The organism is Desulfobaculum sp. SPO524, from assembly GCF_044987625.1.
Classification (GTDB): domain Bacteria; phylum Desulfobacterota; class Desulfovibrionia; order Desulfovibrionales; family Desulfovibrionaceae; genus Desulfobaculum.
Window position 1 is genome coordinate 24,452 of the sequence record NZ_JBJDSB010000003.1, and the last position, 15,131, is coordinate 39,582.

The 15,131-nt window shown below is 60.5% G+C and carries 11 protein-coding genes and 4 tRNA genes; 10 read left to right on the top strand and 5 right to left on the bottom strand.

What is annotated here, in order from left to right; all coding sequences use genetic code 11:
• Positions 1–182 precede the first annotated feature (182 nt).
• Both ACI3L3_RS11345 and ACI3L3_RS11350 read right to left on the bottom strand, forming a co-directional pair.
• Positions 183–1,388, bottom strand: a complete 1,206-nt coding sequence (locus tag ACI3L3_RS11345; RefSeq protein WP_404845247.1) for a radical SAM protein — start codon at positions 1,386–1,388, stop codon at positions 183–185.
• 248 nt (positions 1,389–1,636) lie between these two features.
• Positions 1,637–2,857 (bottom strand): GAK system CofD-like protein, encoded by a 1,221-nt coding sequence (locus tag ACI3L3_RS11350; RefSeq protein WP_404845248.1) that lies wholly within the window; start codon positions 2,855–2,857, stop codon positions 1,637–1,639.
• 188 nt (positions 2,858–3,045) lie between these two features.
• On the opposite strand from ACI3L3_RS11350, the gene ACI3L3_RS11355 reads away from it, so the two are divergent.
• The 9 genes from ACI3L3_RS11355 to ACI3L3_RS11395 all read left to right on the top strand — a co-directional run bounded on the left by ACI3L3_RS11355 (position 3,046) and on the right by ACI3L3_RS11395 (position 9,619).
• Positions 3,046–3,873, top strand: a complete 828-nt coding sequence (locus ACI3L3_RS11355) for a zinc-ribbon domain-containing protein (protein WP_404845249.1) — start codon at positions 3,046–3,048, stop codon at positions 3,871–3,873.
• Between the two features lie 630 nt (positions 3,874–4,503).
• A complete protein-coding gene (gene tmcD / locus ACI3L3_RS11360; protein WP_404845250.1) occupies positions 4,504–5,766 on the top strand; it encodes an electron transfer complex subunit TmcD in 1,263 nt (420 codons plus the stop codon).
• Between the two features lie 9 nt (positions 5,767–5,775).
• Complete coding sequence (gene tmcC, locus ACI3L3_RS11365; protein ID WP_404845251.1) at positions 5,776–6,438, top strand: TmcC family electron transfer complex membrane anchor subunit; 663 nt, start codon at positions 5,776–5,778, stop codon at positions 6,436–6,438.
• A 180-nt stretch (positions 6,439–6,618) separates the two neighbouring features.
• Positions 6,619–7,899 (top strand): electron transfer complex ferredoxin TmcB, encoded by a 1,281-nt coding sequence (gene tmcB, locus ACI3L3_RS11370; protein ID WP_404845581.1) that lies wholly within the window; start codon positions 6,619–6,621, stop codon positions 7,897–7,899.
• Between the two features lie 71 nt (positions 7,900–7,970).
• Positions 7,971–8,360, top strand: a complete 390-nt coding sequence (gene tmcA, locus ACI3L3_RS11375; protein ID WP_404845252.1) for an acidic tetraheme cytochrome c3 TmcA — start codon at positions 7,971–7,973, stop codon at positions 8,358–8,360.
• A 662-nt stretch (positions 8,361–9,022) separates the two neighbouring features.
• Positions 9,023–9,098: transfer RNA gene (locus tag ACI3L3_RS11380), tRNA-Val, on the top strand.
• A gap of 15 nt (positions 9,099–9,113) precedes the next feature.
• Positions 9,114–9,190, top strand: a tRNA-Asp gene (locus ACI3L3_RS11385).
• A 168-nt stretch (positions 9,191–9,358) separates the two neighbouring features.
• Positions 9,359–9,435 (top strand) — tRNA-Asp (locus ACI3L3_RS11390).
• 107 nt (positions 9,436–9,542) lie between these two features.
• Positions 9,543–9,619, top strand: a tRNA-Asp gene (locus ACI3L3_RS11395).
• Positions 9,620–9,785: 166 nt separating this feature from the next.
• Here ACI3L3_RS11395 and ACI3L3_RS11400 read toward each other — a convergent pair.
• Positions 9,786–10,628, bottom strand: coding sequence for a DUF169 domain-containing protein (locus ACI3L3_RS11400; RefSeq protein WP_404845253.1), 843 nt, complete (start codon positions 10,626–10,628; stop codon positions 9,786–9,788).
• A gap of 120 nt (positions 10,629–10,748) precedes the next feature.
• On the opposite strand from ACI3L3_RS11400, the gene ACI3L3_RS11405 reads away from it, so the two are divergent.
• Positions 10,749–11,645, top strand: coding sequence for a LysR family transcriptional regulator (locus tag ACI3L3_RS11405; protein ID WP_404845254.1), 897 nt, complete (start codon positions 10,749–10,751; stop codon positions 11,643–11,645).
• 640 nt (positions 11,646–12,285) lie between these two features.
• Here the strand turns inward: ACI3L3_RS11405 and ACI3L3_RS11410 are convergent.
• Both ACI3L3_RS11410 and ACI3L3_RS11415 read right to left on the bottom strand, forming a co-directional pair.
• Positions 12,286–12,999, bottom strand: coding sequence for an endonuclease/exonuclease/phosphatase family protein (locus ACI3L3_RS11410; protein WP_404845255.1), 714 nt, complete (start codon positions 12,997–12,999; stop codon positions 12,286–12,288).
• On the bottom strand, positions 12,996–15,122 hold the full coding sequence (locus ACI3L3_RS11415; RefSeq protein ID WP_404845256.1) for a VTT domain-containing protein: 2,127 nt from the start codon (positions 15,120–15,122) through the stop codon (positions 12,996–12,998). Before ACI3L3_RS11415 ends, ACI3L3_RS11410 begins: the two co-directional genes overlap by 4 nt.
• Positions 15,123–15,131: the final 9 nt, after the last annotated feature.

Here is a 15,131-nt window from a genome sequence, read left to right on the forward strand (position 1 = left end):
CATATGAAAATGCCATACGCTTTTTCTTCTGTAACGCCAATGCGTGTGGCGCGTCTAGTCGCCCTTTCTTGGGCGATCGGCGCGCTATGGACATGATGCGGCAGGGCGTGTGGGGCGGGGCCGGACCCTGTGACGCGGGCGGTTCGGTTCTGGCCATATCCGGCAGTGATTTGCAGTGCAGGTCATACGCCGCAGGAGTGCAGCGCAAGGCTTATGCGCGGCGGCGGGCAGGGGGCGTCGCACTCAATGGCGCGGGCCGTTTTGGTCAGGCGCGCGCCGGCGCCATATTCCGGCAGGGCGCGGCAGATGCTGATGGCTTGCTCGCGTTTGCCAAGGGCGGCAAGGGTGGCCGCAAGGTTTGCCGTGAATGTGGGGTTGCCCGGTTCGTTTTTGAGCGCCATGGCAAAGTGCCGCTCCGCTTCGGACAGGTTCTGGCAGTCAAATTCGATGACGCCAAGGTTGTTGGCGGCAGGGGAGAGCGAGGGGTTCAGGAGCAGGGCGCGGGTGAAGGCGGCTTTGGCCGTAGAGGTGTCGTTGACGAGGCTGTAGCGCAGCCCCTCCACCATGGCGCGCTGGGCGTCATTGAGCACCACGTGGTCCAGTCCCCGGCAGGGACAGCGCGACACGCGGCAAGGCTCGGGCGCGTCGTTCAGGCGGACGCCGTCAAGGATGTTGCCCATGATGGTCATGTCGCCGGAGCAGCGGTAGACCGTTCCGTCCGGCTCCATGCGGATGAACGTCCGCCCGGCATTGCAGGGCACGCCCTTGAAGTTGAAAAGCATTTTTCTGCCGGCATCCGGTGTGCCCGCGAAGATGCGCTTGGCTGCGGAGCTGTAGGCGGCGGGATATTTGTGCCCATCATGGGCGCCCTTGAAGGGACGCGGCACCAGCGTAATGCCGTGGCGCTTGAAGAATCGTGCATCCTCCGGGTAGCGCCGGACAAGGGTGGGATGCAGCACGTAGTTCACCTTGACCCGAAAGCCCCGTTTGCGCAGCAGGCGCACGTTGTCGATGAATTGCTGCGTCCCGCCGATGCGCTCGCGCTCTTCAATATGCAGGGAGGCGTGAATGTCCTGCACGCGCTCCGGCGGCACGGTGTCCGCCAATTCGCGCACCTGTTCCGTCAGGCTGAGGTTGGTGTCTATGGCCAGCCGGTGCGTCTTTGCCAGTGTTCGGCAGACCTCGGAAAAGTTTGGGTACAAAAGCGGCTCTCCGCCCGTCATGAAGATGCCCCATTGTTTCCCCGTGGCGTCCAAAAAGGATTGAACTTTTTCGGTTGGAATCAGGGGGCGCTCCGGAGGCGTGGCGTGCGGGAAGGAGCAGTAGGCGCAGTGCAGATTGCATGCGTGGGTCATGTCCCACGTGAGATTGTGTGTATCTGGTTTCATATGATGTATGTGCAATATTTGGCAAAAAATGTCCAACCGCTGTGTGGTGTGCGTGGGGGGCGGTGCAGGCGGGGTGGGGCGGCGTGGACGCGCTGAGACAGGACAAGGAGCAGGGCGCGTGGACCAAAGGACAAGCGCGACGCTTTGCCCGTGCAGGCCGGTGGAAGTTGCGCCGTCGCGGCCCGTGCAGGGGCGGGCCGCCGGGATACGCGGAGGCTCTTCTCCGCAGGCGTGGCCCCTGCGGCTGGTTAGGTCAGGGAAAGCAGGATGGGGGCGAGACGTTCGGCATCGATGAGCGGGGCGCTGGCGTCGGTGACAAGGTCCGTGTCGATAACGCGCACGCCAAGGGCTTCCAGCTCACGGATATGAACACCGCCGGGATAGTCTCCGCGTTCGGAATCCACCAGAATAAAGTCCACCAGCCGGGCGACGGGCGTTGTGGCCATGGTGTCGCGCCGCAATTGCACGATAAGCCGCCGGACCTGCTCCGTGAGGGGGATGGCGCGGCTTTCCGGGTCGTCCCCAAGGTTGGGGATGAAGACTTTGGGGCAGTCCGTGCCTGCGATGGCGCGTCCAACGCCCCGCGGCAGCAGGTTGGCCATGAGGCTGGAGTAGAAGCTGCCCATGGGGTAGCAGATAAGCTCCGCCGAGTTGATGAAATCCTGAATCTTGTCGGGGATGGCGGCGCTCACCGGCGCGGTGTCGTCAAGGGACGCCGTGAGGTGGACCTCCGCGATGGGGGTCGGCGGGGGCGGCGTTTCCTTGCCCGTCAATTTGTGCTGCCCCACGATGACGGAGCCGTCCTCAAGGCGCGCGGCAAGGTGCAGGTCCGCGTTGAGAATGGGGTGCACTTCGCCCCGCACCCGGACCAGCTTGGAAAAAATGTAGATGACCGGCGAGACATGGCGGCGGTTTTCCAGATAGCCCGCCGCCAGAACAATGTTCCCGATGCTGGCCCCGCGCAGGTCGAAGGACGCGGGCATCTTCTCCAAAAAGACCGACAGGTAGTGCCGGATGATTTTCCGCATGGGGTTCGGGATGTTCGCCACAAGGGGGTGCTCCCCGGCGTTCATGCGCCCCAGCTCGCGCAGGAGCTGCGGCGCGGGGGCGGCCTTGGGCAGGCGGTAGGCGAACAGTTCGAAAATTTGCGGATTGCCGTGCAGAGAGTGGTCCGCAAGGGCCATGAGGCGATTGCGGATGTCCCCAATGGCGGGCATGGCAAAGGCCTTGCGCAGTTTGGCGGAGCTGCCTCCGGAGTCAAAGGGCGTGATGAGGTGCACGGAGTTGTAGGTGGAGCGGATGAGCGTGCTGGACAACTCGCGCAGGGCCGTGCCTCCGCTAAAAAAGAGAATGCGCGGCCCAAGCTCCGGGCTTTTTTCGTAGCGGGCCAGCTTTACCGGGTCCGGTAGCTGCGCCTTGCGCGCGATGCGGATGCTCCGGGGGCGCCTTGTTGGGGACGTGTCGCTCATTCGCATATGATTACGGGAAAATCGGTTCAAAATCCAGAATGTTGACGCGGGCGTGCCCGGTTGCGGGCGCGGATACGGCGCTGGGCCGCGCATTTTGGGCCGATGGCTGTTTTGAAAATGCCGCGCTTCGTAGTATTATGCGCTGAATTCTGGTCCGTGGGGGATTGGAGCGATCTGGAGGGGGGAGCATGATTGTCCAGTGTGTAACCTGTCAGAAAAAATACCGCCTCAAGGCCGAGGCCGTGCCCGAAAGTGGGGCCAAGGTGTCGTGCTCCGGCGGGTGCGGCAAAGCGCTCATCATCTCGCCGCGAAAGAACCTTGTCGCCGACGCCACGGGCATTCCCGTCACCAAGCGCAAGCATCAAAAGGAAGTGAAGTGGTTCGGCCGTATGGCGCAGCTCCTGCGCGATTGGGGCTATGAGAAGAAGACCGCGGAATACAACATGCTGTTCTATTTCCTGCGGGAGCTTCGCAAGCGGCGCGGCATCACTTTTTTTGACATTTCCTGCGCCACGGCGCTGATGCGGTACGACAGGGAGCTTAAGTACAATTGCCTCGCCTTTATGGGCGCGTGCTGCGTCCCCCCGCGCGACGGCGTAGAGAGCTGCGTGCCGGATATTATCCTCGCCCTCGCCGAGACCCTGCGCGGCCACGACAGCGCGGGGGTGTTCACGGTGGATGCCGTCATGACCACGCCCTACGAGGATTCCTTTCCGGCGGTGTTCAGCTTTGTCCATGGCGCGCAGTTCGCGGCGTCGTGGGGGGAGCAGGTGTACGGCAGCGTGACGGAGGTTCTCATCTCCGCCGATGCGGTGCGCGAAATACCACCGGACTTTGACTTCTCCCGTCTGCACGAAGTGGCGCGGGTTGAGGTTTCCCGCGCGCCTGTGGACAACGGCAGGCTGTCCTTTCGCGACAAGGTCGCTCCGGCGCGCATCGTGAATCCCGAGCCTGACCCCGAACTGCGCTGTGCGGATAAGGAGCTGAAAAAGCTGCTTGAGGGATACACGGCGTAGATCGTTCCAAAGTTCACAACCGGGCCGAAATTCAGCCCTCCCGCAACAGTGCGGGAGGGCGCTCTTTTTGCGCGCCGGATGAACGCGCGCTGGAGAGGTGAAGGTGCAAAAATCCATGTCGCGCCGTGCAAAGTGGGGCAAGATGCGCTTTTTGAGGTGTTCATTACCATAATAGTATGCAAAGAATGAACGGCTTGCTGGATTGCAAAGCGATTCCGGTGTATACGCCTTGGCAGGTCCCGCATGTTTGGGCGGCGGATGGCTCGCTGATGCGGCAGAGCGGGGCGGGGGTGTCGCCGTGCTGACAGTCTTTTCCATTTCGGCAACAGAATATGTGAAAAGATGTGCAAGCCGGGGCTGCGCGGCGATTGGGCGCAAAAGCTTCCCGTTTTTATGGTGATTGCAAAACGTGTTGAATTTCAGTGTGTTAGAACTTGAGCGAAACGTTCACGATTGAAAAAATGGGCTTGTGATGTCCTGAAATATTTAGGCGCGTTATGGGCAAAATTCTGGACAAACCCAGTGTGACAAGTTTAAGGGTGGTCGGGAAACTTCAAAGCATTCGAGAAGATACACAGGATATCAGAAAACCCCAAACCGTGTGACGCCACCGGCGTTGGAAGGAGGGCTATGGTGGTTTCTGCAAAATGGAACTGGGAACCGGGCGAGCGCGTAATTGCGGACCTCGGGGCCAGCAGAGACAAGTACGAGTGGGTAGAGGAACTTCATGCAAGCCCGGACGGCGAACAGATTGCCGCCGTGGTCAACGTGGAGGGAGAGTTCACCCCGTCCATCAATGGTGAGGAACCCTGGGAAAACACGTATGAACGTGTGTGGGGTCTTAGGTACTCTCCGGATGGACGTTTGTGCGGTTTTGCTCAGGACATGGGCGAATGGTACGTCGTTGTCGACGGCACCGCCTGGGAAGGCTCCCTCGGTTACGCATGGAATTTCATGTTCAGCGAAGACGGCTCCAAAATTGGTTGCGCCGTGCAGCAGGACATGAGGTACGGCATCGCGGTAGAGGGACAGCTGTGGGACAACCTCTACGCAAACGCCAACAACTTCATCATGAGTCCCGATGGCACCGCCACGGCTGCCGCTGTGCAGACTGTGGACATGGGACAGGCCGAGATCTACAAATTTGAAGAGGGCACCTACTCCGCCGCCATCAATGGTCAGGCGTGGGATCGCAACTTCACCAACATCTTCGGATTGGCCTTCTCGCCCGACGGCAAACGCCTTGCCGGCGAGACCCGCCTGTCCCTGTATGACTACACCATCACCGTCGACGGCAAGCCCTGGAACCAAGTGTACCAGAGCGTGTGGCGTCCTGCGTTCAATCCGTCCACCGGCTCCGTTGTCGCCCCCGTGCGACAGGGCGGCAAGTGGACCATCGCGCAGGACGGCAACGTGGTGTGGCCGTTCTTTATCCAGTGTTGGCACGCGCAGTACAGCGCGGACGGCAACGCTCTGGCCGCCGTCGTGTCGCCCAAGTTCGGCCAGTGGACTGTGGCCGTAAACGGCACCGCCTGGAACACCACCTTCGGCGAAATGGTTACGGACCTCACCATCTCCCCCGACGGCAAGACCATTGCCGCACTGGGCAAGGAGAATGGCAAGTGGACCGTCATGGTCAACGGCGCAGCATGGTCTGGCCGCTACGACATGGCTTGGGCCCCCACCATCAGCCCCGACGGAAAGCACGTTGGCGCGCTGGTCGAGAAGGGCGGCAAGTATACCGTTGTCGTGGACGGCAAGGAATACGGCCACGCCTGCGAATCCTGCTGGACGCCGACGTTCAGCCCGGATTCCAAGAACGTGATGGTCCGGTGTGTCGAAGGCGGCAAGTACTACCGCCGCGTGATGCCTGTTTCCGAAATCACCGGATAGGAGGGAGAGATGCAAAGCGTATACAACTTCGTAAGCGGACCTCTTGTCTGGGTGACTTTTGCCGTGTTCATCATTGGCAGCATTTGGCGTCTTGCCTCGCTGTTGAGCCTTGCCAAGCAGAAAGACAACTACGTCTTTGAGTACTGGAGCTGGAGCCACGCGCTCAAGTCCATGCTCCATTGGCTCATCCCCTTTGGCAGCACGAACTCCCGTCTGCAGCCGGTGATGACCATTGTGACGTTCCTCTTCCACGTGGGACTCATCCTCGTGCCCATCTTTACGCTGGGTCACGTTGTCCTTCTTGAAGAGAGCTCTCTGGGCTGGAGCTGGCCCACGCTGCCCGATCAGGTGGCCGACATCGCCGCCTTTGTGGTCGTGGCCGGCTGTCTGTACTTTGGCTGGCGCAGGATTGCACTGCCTCACGTCAAGTATGTCACCAGCGCCTCCGACTTTGCCATCCTGGCTGTTGTCGCGGCCCCGTTTTTGACCGGCATCCTTGCCTACCATCACATTGGTGATCCGCTGCTGCTGACCACCCTGCACGTGCTGGCTGGCGAACTGATGCTGGTGTGCATTCCGTTTACGCGGCTTGCGCACATGCTCTACTTCGTCTTTACCCGTGGCTACACCGCGTCCGAATTCGGCGCTGTCCGTCACGTGAAGGACTGGTAGGCAAGGGACGCGACAATATTTCTTGAAGGAGAAAGGAATATGGCTGAAAACACCGAACGTGTGGAAAACGCCGAAGCCTCGATGACATACGTTGAGAAGGTTCGTGCCAAGGCCGTTACCGATAAGGCCGACGGCAAGTACGACTTTGACAGCATTGAGGACTACGCCCTCGAAGAGGGCATGAAGAAGCTGACGCCCGAAAAGATTGAATCGACCATTAATCAGGTGCTGCAGGGCGAGTGCGGCGCACGCCTCAAAGCGTACGTGGAAACCTGCGTGCACTGTGGCCTGTGCTCCGAGGCTTGCCACCACTACCTCTCCAACGACAAGGACCCCAAGTACTCCCCCGTTGGCAAGGTAAAGCGCACCATCTGGCAGATGCTGAAGAAAAAGGGCCGCCTGACCCCGGAAGAGGTCCGCGAGTGTTCCGTGATTTCTTCCACGGAATGCAACCTCTGCCGACGCTGTCAGCAGTACTGCCCCTTTGGCATTGATATCGCCTATATGCTGCAGACCGTGCGCCGCATCTGCTCGAAGCTGCGCATGACTCCGCAGTACATTCAGGATACCGCCAACAGCCACTCCGCCACCATGAACCAGATGTGGGTCAAGGAAGACGAGTGGGTGGACACCTTGCAGTGGCAGGAAGACGAAGCCCGGGACGAGTTCCCAAAGCTGCGTATTCCCGTCGCCAAGGAAGGCGCGGACTTCATGTACTCCGTCATCGCGCCGGAGCCGAAGTTCCGTACCCACCTCATCTATCAGGCCGCAGCCATCTTTGAGGTGGCTGGTCTGGACTGGACCATGCCCGAGGAACCCGGCTGGGATAACTCCGACATGGCCATGTTCACCGGCGACTTCGAGACCATGGGGCGCATCAAAAAGGCCCACTACGAAGCCGCTCAGCGCCTGCGCGTGAAAAAGATCGTCATGGGCGAGTGCGGACACGCCTTCCGAAGCGTCTACGACGTGGGTAACCGCTGGCTTGGGTGGCGCATGCCTCCCGTACCGATGGTGCACTCCATTGAGTTCTTCTTCCAGCTTATCCAGGAAGGCAAGCTCAAGTGCCGCGAGAAGTTCCCCGAAAAGGTGACCTTCCACGACCCATGCAACACCGTGCGTGGTCGCGGCCTGCACGAGCTTGGCCGCCATGTCGCCAATGTCTTCACGCAGGGCGTTGTTGAGATGGAGCCGAACCGCGAACACAACCTCTGCTGCAACGCAGGTGGTGGCGTCATCAACTGCGGACCGCCGTGGAAGACCAAGCGCGTGCTGTCCAACAAGGCCAAGGCCGAGCAGTTGGCACGCATGAAGGATCAGGGCATCAACACCATCGTCTCCCCGTGCCATAACTGCCACGGTGGACTTGATGATATTATCCATCACTACGGCTTGGAGATGGAGCTCAAGTTCTTGGGCGATATCATCTTCGAGTATATGGAAAGGCCCGAATCCGAATAGCGGAAAGCCACGACTTGTAATCAGCTGTGTGCCCGCCGCCGTGCGGGCCGCGCAGCAGAGGGGATACGACCATGAAAATGAAGAGACTGGGCATCTTCGCGGCCGTGGCTGCCTTGGCGACGTTCCTGTTCATCGCCACGGCCTATTCGCAGGACGACATCGTCGAGCTGAGCGACCCGGCCTTTATGACGGACCAGCGTCCGCCGGCGACCTTTAAGCACGATGAACATAACGACAAGGCGGAACTCTACGACTGCGCCTCCTGCCATCACTACTATGAGGATGGCGAGCTGGTCGAAGATATGGACTCCGTTGGCATTCCCTGCGCGGACTGCCACACTCCGGAGCCTCAGGGTTCCACCCCCGGACTGCGCCTCGCCTACCACAAGCAGTGCAAGAGCTGCCACGTGGAAATGGGCAAGGGTCCGGTGACCTGCGGTGGCTGTCACGAAGTGAAGTAAGCACCCGCCATAGCGCCTATAAGGCCGCCTCTTCGTAAGAAGGGGCGGCCTTTTCTATGGATATGGGGCATGAGGGGTGGGGCCAGTTCAGGGGGAGGGGGGGGCAACCCGGAACATGGGTAACACTTCTGTCCGGGAACAGAGGTAACAGGTTATGGCGGCACAGGGGCGTGCGGCATGGCGGGAGTGCGGGGCGGGGCGCTCTACGCGCTCTTTGGGGGCGGAGTCTTTGTCCGCGCCGCCAAGCCAGGACCCTATGCTGTCGCCTCTCCTTTCTGCGTGTTTCTGGCATCCAAAGGGCTATGCCGCTCGTGGTGGCCGCAGGTTGGACCGGGCGGCGTTGGCAGGTGGGTAAGGCAGGGTGCGCATCCGCGCGCCGCGCGTCTCTCAGGTTGGAGCTACCATCTGCAGAGTCATTACAGGCCACTTGCTTCCGCCACTTTGGGCGCTTTACGTGCCCTTGCGCGGGCCGCGCATTTTGGGCTTGACGGGGTGGCGGGAGTTCTTTAAGTTCCCGCCTCAAGGCACCGGGGTTTCTTTGGAAACCAGAGCGTGCAACGGTTTTAGGCACTGCCATAAAGAAAATGACACTTTCTCAAAAAAACCGTTGACAAGCGCAGGGTGTCTGGCTATTTAGCTGTTCCCGGTTGCGGGGAAAGGCGGGGCGGTTAGCTCAGCTGGGAGAGCATCGGCCTTACAAGCCGAGGGTCACAGGTTCGAGCCCTGTACCGCCCACCACCACAGCCACAATGCGGAGCCGTAGTTAAGTCGGTTATAACGCTGGCCTGTCACGCCAGAGGCCGCGAGTTCGAGTCTCGTCGGCTCCGCCATTTGAAAGTACAGGCCCGGTTCGTCCGGGCCTTTCTCAAGCCCCAAAGTGTGTTCGGGTTTTGCGGCGGGGCGCCGCATCATGGTGAGGGTTCCCAGGGGAAGCCCGTGTCCGGAGGGACATAGCCAGATAGAGGCAAGAGCCTGACCCGGCAGATCATTTATATAGCGGAGCCGTAGTTAAGTCGGTTATAACGCTGGCCTGTCACGCCAGAGGCCGCGAGTTCGAGTCTCGTCGGCTCCGCCATGCTTACTTTGCCCCGAAAGCGGGCCTTATATAGATTATGGCCGGGGAATTTCCCCGGCCACATTACGCCGAAATCTGTCTGCTCTTGCTGGCAGTTTCCATATAGCGGAGCCGTAGTTAAGTCGGTTATAACGCTGGCCTGTCACGCCAGAGGCCGCGAGTTCGAGTCTCGTCGGCTCCGCCACAGAAATCAAAGGGTTACACATCACTGTGTAACCCTTTTTTTGTGTGGTCTTCCCACTGAGCGTGGCGGCGTCCGCGTGCTCTGTCTGCTCACTCCCGCGCTTTGTTCAGTGCTCTCACGGTCTGTCTACGCCGCCACCATCCTTACCAACCAACAGCGCGCGCCCCTATTCCTCGCCCCACGCCTTGGCGCTGCGGTCCACCTTTTTGCGGACGCTTTTCCATGCGGTATCGCGTGTGAACATGGACTCCGGCAGAGCGCCAAGCATCTTCTCATACAAACTTAGCGGCGTGGTGAACGTGAGTTCGTCGGTTTTCATGAACTTTCTGGCGGAAGGATCAAAGCCGCCCAGCACGGCCTTTTCCTCGCCCCGCTCCTTGTAGTAGAGCGGCCAGCCAATCATGTTGGTGCAGCCCGCGCCAAACGGCGACACCACACACTGCATGTCGCCCGTGGCGAACGTGGCCTGGGTGAACAGCCCGGACACAACCTCCGGGCGCGCGAAGAAGATGACGAATTCCGGCTGCTCTTCCTCCGTAAAGTGCGACAGCGGCTTGAAAATGCAATACTTCGCAGGCGCCTTGCGAGGGTTTACCTCAAGCATGAAGTCGCGCATGGCATCGGGATTTGGCATATAGCGTTCGCCCTCCACAGGTGTGCCCTCAAAGCCCGTCGACACATACCGCTCAATGAAGCGAAGGTGCGGCGTGAGCATGGAACAGTAGTACACGCCGCCGGGACAGCCATAGTGCTCCGCCGAGATGAACGCGGCCGCCTTCTTTTTCCTCGCCAGCCACACGTTTCCCATTACGCAGGAGAACGATTTCATAACCTCCTGCATGTTCAGATCGCCCTTGTCCTCCAGCTCCCGCGAAATCGGTACCCCTTTCTTAGGGCCGAACGACTTTTCCGGCGTGGTGTCCGCAAAGTGCACACCGAATGGCTCTTCCGTGAGGCCAAGGTGCTCCATGAAGGTTGCTGTCTCATCCAGCACTGATTGCATCGGCATGCTTGCCTCCGTATCTTTTGATCGTTTTCGCAGACGGTTGCGGGCGTATTGCCTTTCTTTGACCCTTCTCATACCATGCTCATGAGTAAAATAAACACCTGAAAAGGAAAACTCTGTCCCATGAATGAGCATAGTCTTCAAGGCTTCTTGAGTGATATTCCGTTGCTGGTGGAAGTGGCGAAGCACAAGAGCTTCACCAAAGCGGCCAACTCCCTCGGGATAGGCTCCTCCACGTTGTCACGCCGCATTCGGCTGCTCGAAGAGCGCATGGGCGTGCTCCTCTTCTACCGCGACACGCGAAATGTCGAGCTCACGGATAACGGCGCGTATCTCCTTGATCGCTGTGGTTACATTCTTGATGAAGTGCACAAAGCCCACGACGCCGTGGTGATGAATATGCAAGATCCGCAGGGGCTTGTTCGCGTCTGTATGTTTTTGGATCTCTACGACGGACTTCTCAAACGTGTGCTTCTTGATTTTGCCGCAAAGTGGCCGGACATTCAGCTTGATGTCACCTTTAATGATCAACCCGTGGACATGCGCACCGCGCCCTTTGATGTGGCCTTTGTCACCGGCACAGCCATTCATCCCGCCCTTATCACCAGAAAACTCCTTACCATAGAGCCGCATCTTTACGCGTCGCCAAGTCTTCTCAAGCGCTACCCCGCCCCCAAACAGCCCGTCGACCTGCATCAACTCCCCTGCATTGTGTTGCAGCGCTACGGTCGCCGCTGGCCCATGCACAACGGAAACCGTCAGATCATCGTTGATATCGACCCGCAGTACAGCTTTAGCTCCGTCGAGATGTGCCGCGATTTTCTCTTGGCAGGGCGCGGCGTTGCCATGCTGCGCAAAGAGCGCGCCGCACCCGACGAACGCGAAGGACGCCTCGTGCGGCTGCTGCCAGACTGGAGCGGCGGCTTTATTCACGACGTCAGCATGGTCACAGGCAGCCGACAACTCCCCAAACGTGTGCGCCTCTTCATGGACCACGTCGCAGCGCATGTGGCGCAGTGAGGGTGCCTTTGGATGGGCCGGGTCGTTACGCCGGGGTCAAGAGGGTGCCTCCGGCGGTTTAAGGGGTGCGACCCCTTAAAAATTCCGAGGTTTTCGGGCTGGAAGCCAGCCCGAAAAAAGGGGTGGGAGGCTTTTTCCTCGCGTTGGGGGAGTTGCCCGCGTGGACGTGGCGCCGTTGCGGGGGCCTGATAGAGGCCGCGTGTCTGGTACGCATCACTGGCGTATAAATGGGATAGTTAAGGGCCCACGGCCCTTAACCCTGCGGAGCATCTTCTTTGTGCCGGGCCGGATCGTTATGCCGGGGTCAAGAGGATGCCTCCGGCGGTTTAAGGGGTGCGCCCCCTTAAAAATCCCGAGGTTTTCGGGCTGGAAGCCAGCCCGAAAAAAGGGTTGGGTGGCTTTTTCCTCGCGTTGGGGGAGTTGCCCGCGTGGACGTGGCGCCGTTGCGGGGGCCTGATAGAGGCCGCGTGTCTGGCACGCATCACTGGCGTATAAATGGGATTGTTAAGGGCCCACGGCCCTTAACCAGCTCTGCTATCTTTATCTCTAAGCCCCTTCGCCCTTTCCAGGCCGAACGGACTAAGAGCTAAAGCCGCCGGAGGCATCTTCCTCTTCCGCAATAGCTTCGCTCTTTCATCCCTTACGATTCTTCCACCTGAATATCAGCAACCAGCGGCAAATGATCGGAAGCGACCTTGGCTTCTGGGGTGTTGTGGCGGGCGAGATGGCGCAGTCGCCCTGCGGGGGTGACGTGGATGCGGTCGAGGGCGAAAAGCGGGCAGCGTGCGGGGAAGGTGCGGGGGGCTGGGGCGTGGCCGAAGGCGAGGCGGAGCCGCCGCCGAAGGGGGCTGAGGGGAAACCAGTCGTTGAGGTCGCCCAGCAGGATGTTGACCTCTGGCGCGCCGCGTTGAAAGAGCGTGTACAACTTGGTGAATTGGGCGCTGCGCTCTCTGGCGCTGAGGCCGAGATGCGTCGCGAAGATGCGCACGGTTCCGGCGAAGGCGAACGTGGCTTCAATGACGCCGCGCGGTTCGCGTCCGTGAATGGCAAGGGAGTGATGCTTGACGATTTGCGGCTTCTGGCGGCTGAGGAGTGCGTTGCCGTAGCGCGTGTCGGGGCGAAGCATGGTCTGGCCGAAAATGGCGTGATAGCCAAGCTCCTGAGCGAGCTCCGTAAGCGAGCAGGGGACGCCTGCCGCATTGGGTGAGACGACCTCCTGCAGGGCGATGACGTCGGCGTTAAGGGCCGTGATGACGCGGAGAATGCGTTGCGGGTCGGCTGTGTTGTCTGCGCCTTGCCAACTGTGAATGTTGTAGGTGGCAACGCGCAGATGCTGGGCGCCGGGGCTGGTCACGATTGATCCCCGCTTGGTTTGGCGTCGAGATCGGCTTTGACGCGCCTGAGGCGGCGGCGCAGAAGCATGCCAAGGCCGATGACGAGGGCAATGATGGCGCCCAGCACCCCAAAGGTCATGGGACCGGGGTTGCGGATGGCGTTCATGAGTTGGCCGCCGAAGAGCGTCATACCGATGATGCCGGGAATCATGCCAAGGACGGTGCCGGTAAGGAAGACGCGCCGCTTGATGTGCGATGCTCCGGCAACAAGGTTGATAATGGAGAAGGGGGCCACGGGCAAAATGCGCACGACCACGATGGACGCAAGACCATGCTTGCCTAGCTGCTGGCTGAGGGCGTTGATGCGCGAGCCTGCAAGCTGGCGCACGGAGTCGTGCCCGAGGTATTCGCCAATGGAATAGACCGTGAAGGCGGACAGCAGACACCCGGCGGTGGAGATGGCAAAGGATTCCGCAGGCGAAAAGATGCTGGCGGTGAGGACGATGAGCAGCGTCACCGGGAACATGACGAGCCCGCCAAAAACGAAGGCCAGCGGCGCAAGCAGCGGCGCGAGGGGCAGCTCGCGAATGTGCGCCGCCCAGTGCAGGAGTGCGTCCGGCGTTACGTAGCGCGAGAGCGGAGTGTACCGCCACAGAACGGCGAGGAGGACGAAGGCGGCGAGCATGGCGCTGAAGGCGAGTATTCGGGCAAAGCTCTTCTGCGAGTTGTCCGGCCCGGAGTACTCGTCAAGGATGGAGTCGTACAGCGCGGGGTGTGGGGAGTCCAGCGGTCGCGCAAGCTCTGGGTCCACGGGCAGCGGCGCGGAGTAGCGGCTTTCTGGTTCGGGAAGCAGGCGGCCCTTGCGTGATTGGAGGGCTTTGACGGCCTCCAGCATACCGGAGCGTTCCTCTTCGTTGGCGTATTCTTCATCGCTCACGCCAAGATGGTGGGCGATGAGGTGGCGGCGCAGGTCCCGAAGCGAAGCGGCGTCCCCGTCAGCTTGCCGCAGGGCAAGGTTGCATTCGGAGTCCAGCCCCATGGAGCGGTCGTTGAGGTTGGCGGAGCCGACAGTGACGAAAGCGTCGTCAATTAGCAGCAGCTTGGCGTGGACCTTGACGGAGGTCTGGAAATTTTTGTCCGCATAGGGGCAGTAGACCGCAAGGCGGCCGTGCGTGTCCTGCTCGTAGAGCGCATCGAAGACGTCGGATTGTAGCGGCTCCATGACGAGCTGCTCCAGAAGGCCTGTGGGCATCTCGTTAATGACGATGAGGATGTCCGGGCCGTTTGCTTCGGCAAGGCGCTTGGCGATGGCGTCGCGGATGCTGGCGGAGGTGAAGTACTGATTCTCGATGTAGATGCGCTGCTGGGCCTTGGCGATATTGTCCAGATAGAGCGCTTCAATCTCGCGCCGCGCCCGGCGGCCTTTGTAGGGCGGCAGCGTCAGCGCCATGGCGAGCACATGGTCCCGGAGCGCCGGGGTGACGCTTTCTGGCCATGGGTCGCCAGCGGGTGACGGCGGCGGGGAAAGGGCTTCCTCTGTGGCCCACAGCCAGCGCTTTCGGGCCATATTGCCCAGCAGAGTTGCCATTTCGTCATCAACTACCATCTGAATATCGTGGTAGGGACCGTATTCGTCGCCACCCGGCGTGGTGCGGCGTGGGTCCTGCGGTTGGTGCTCCGGTGTATCCCACCGCGCTCCTGTCACGTCCATGCCGCCTACATAGGCCACCGCGTCGTCAATCACGATAACCTTTTGATGGTGCGACGAGCCGACCGGGAGTTCGTCATCAAGGTGAAAGTGGATGTTCTTGTGCGTTTTGCGGGGGAAGTTGACTTCCTGCAGGGGTTCGCGATCAAAGCTGTAGGGCAGGGGAAAGTCCCATATCAGCACGTGGATGTGCAGGTCCGGGCGCTCTGTGACCACGTGGTTGAGGAGTTCGTGCAGGCGCATATCGTCGTCACCGCGCAGGCGGATGCGGCTGTCTATGTCCCAGCCGAGAATGATGACGGAGCGCTCCGCCTTGATGATGGATTCCGCAACGGCCCGGAAATAGTCCTGCGCGTCAATGAGAAACGCCGTGCGGTTGCTGCGCGCTGTCGCGGCGTCGGAGGTGGCTGTATCTGGAAGGTTGTGAATCTGCATATGTTCCGT

What these genes read in the sequence shown, in the direction of transcription:
- ACI3L3_RS11415 (WP_404845256.1), bottom strand. Translation starts at nt 15,122, where the DNA reads ATGCAGATTCACAACCTTCCAGATACAGCCACCTCCGACGCCGCGACA.
- ACI3L3_RS11405 (WP_404845254.1), top strand. Translation starts at nt 10,749, where the DNA reads ATGAATGAGCATAGTCTTCAAGGCTTCTTGAGTGATATTCCGTTGCTG.
- tmcA (WP_404845252.1), top strand. Translation starts at nt 7,971, where the DNA reads ATGAAAATGAAGAGACTGGGCATCTTCGCGGCCGTGGCTGCCTTGGCG.
- tmcB (WP_404845581.1), top strand. Translation starts at nt 6,619, where the DNA reads ATGAAGAAGCTGACGCCCGAAAAGATTGAATCGACCATTAATCAGGTG.
- tmcC (WP_404845251.1), top strand. Translation starts at nt 5,776, where the DNA reads ATGCAAAGCGTATACAACTTCGTAAGCGGACCTCTTGTCTGGGTGACT.
- tmcD (WP_404845250.1), top strand. Translation starts at nt 4,504, where the DNA reads ATGGTGGTTTCTGCAAAATGGAACTGGGAACCGGGCGAGCGCGTAATT.
- ACI3L3_RS11350 (WP_404845248.1), bottom strand. Translation starts at nt 2,857, where the DNA reads ATGAGCGACACGTCCCCAACAAGGCGCCCCCGGAGCATCCGCATCGCG.
- ACI3L3_RS11345 (WP_404845247.1), bottom strand. Translation starts at nt 1,388, where the DNA reads ATGAAACCAGATACACACAATCTCACGTGGGACATGACCCACGCATGC.
- ACI3L3_RS11400 (WP_404845253.1), bottom strand. Translation starts at nt 10,628, where the DNA reads ATGCCGATGCAATCAGTGCTGGATGAGACAGCAACCTTCATGGAGCAC.
- ACI3L3_RS11355 (WP_404845249.1), top strand. Translation starts at nt 3,046, where the DNA reads ATGATTGTCCAGTGTGTAACCTGTCAGAAAAAATACCGCCTCAAGGCC.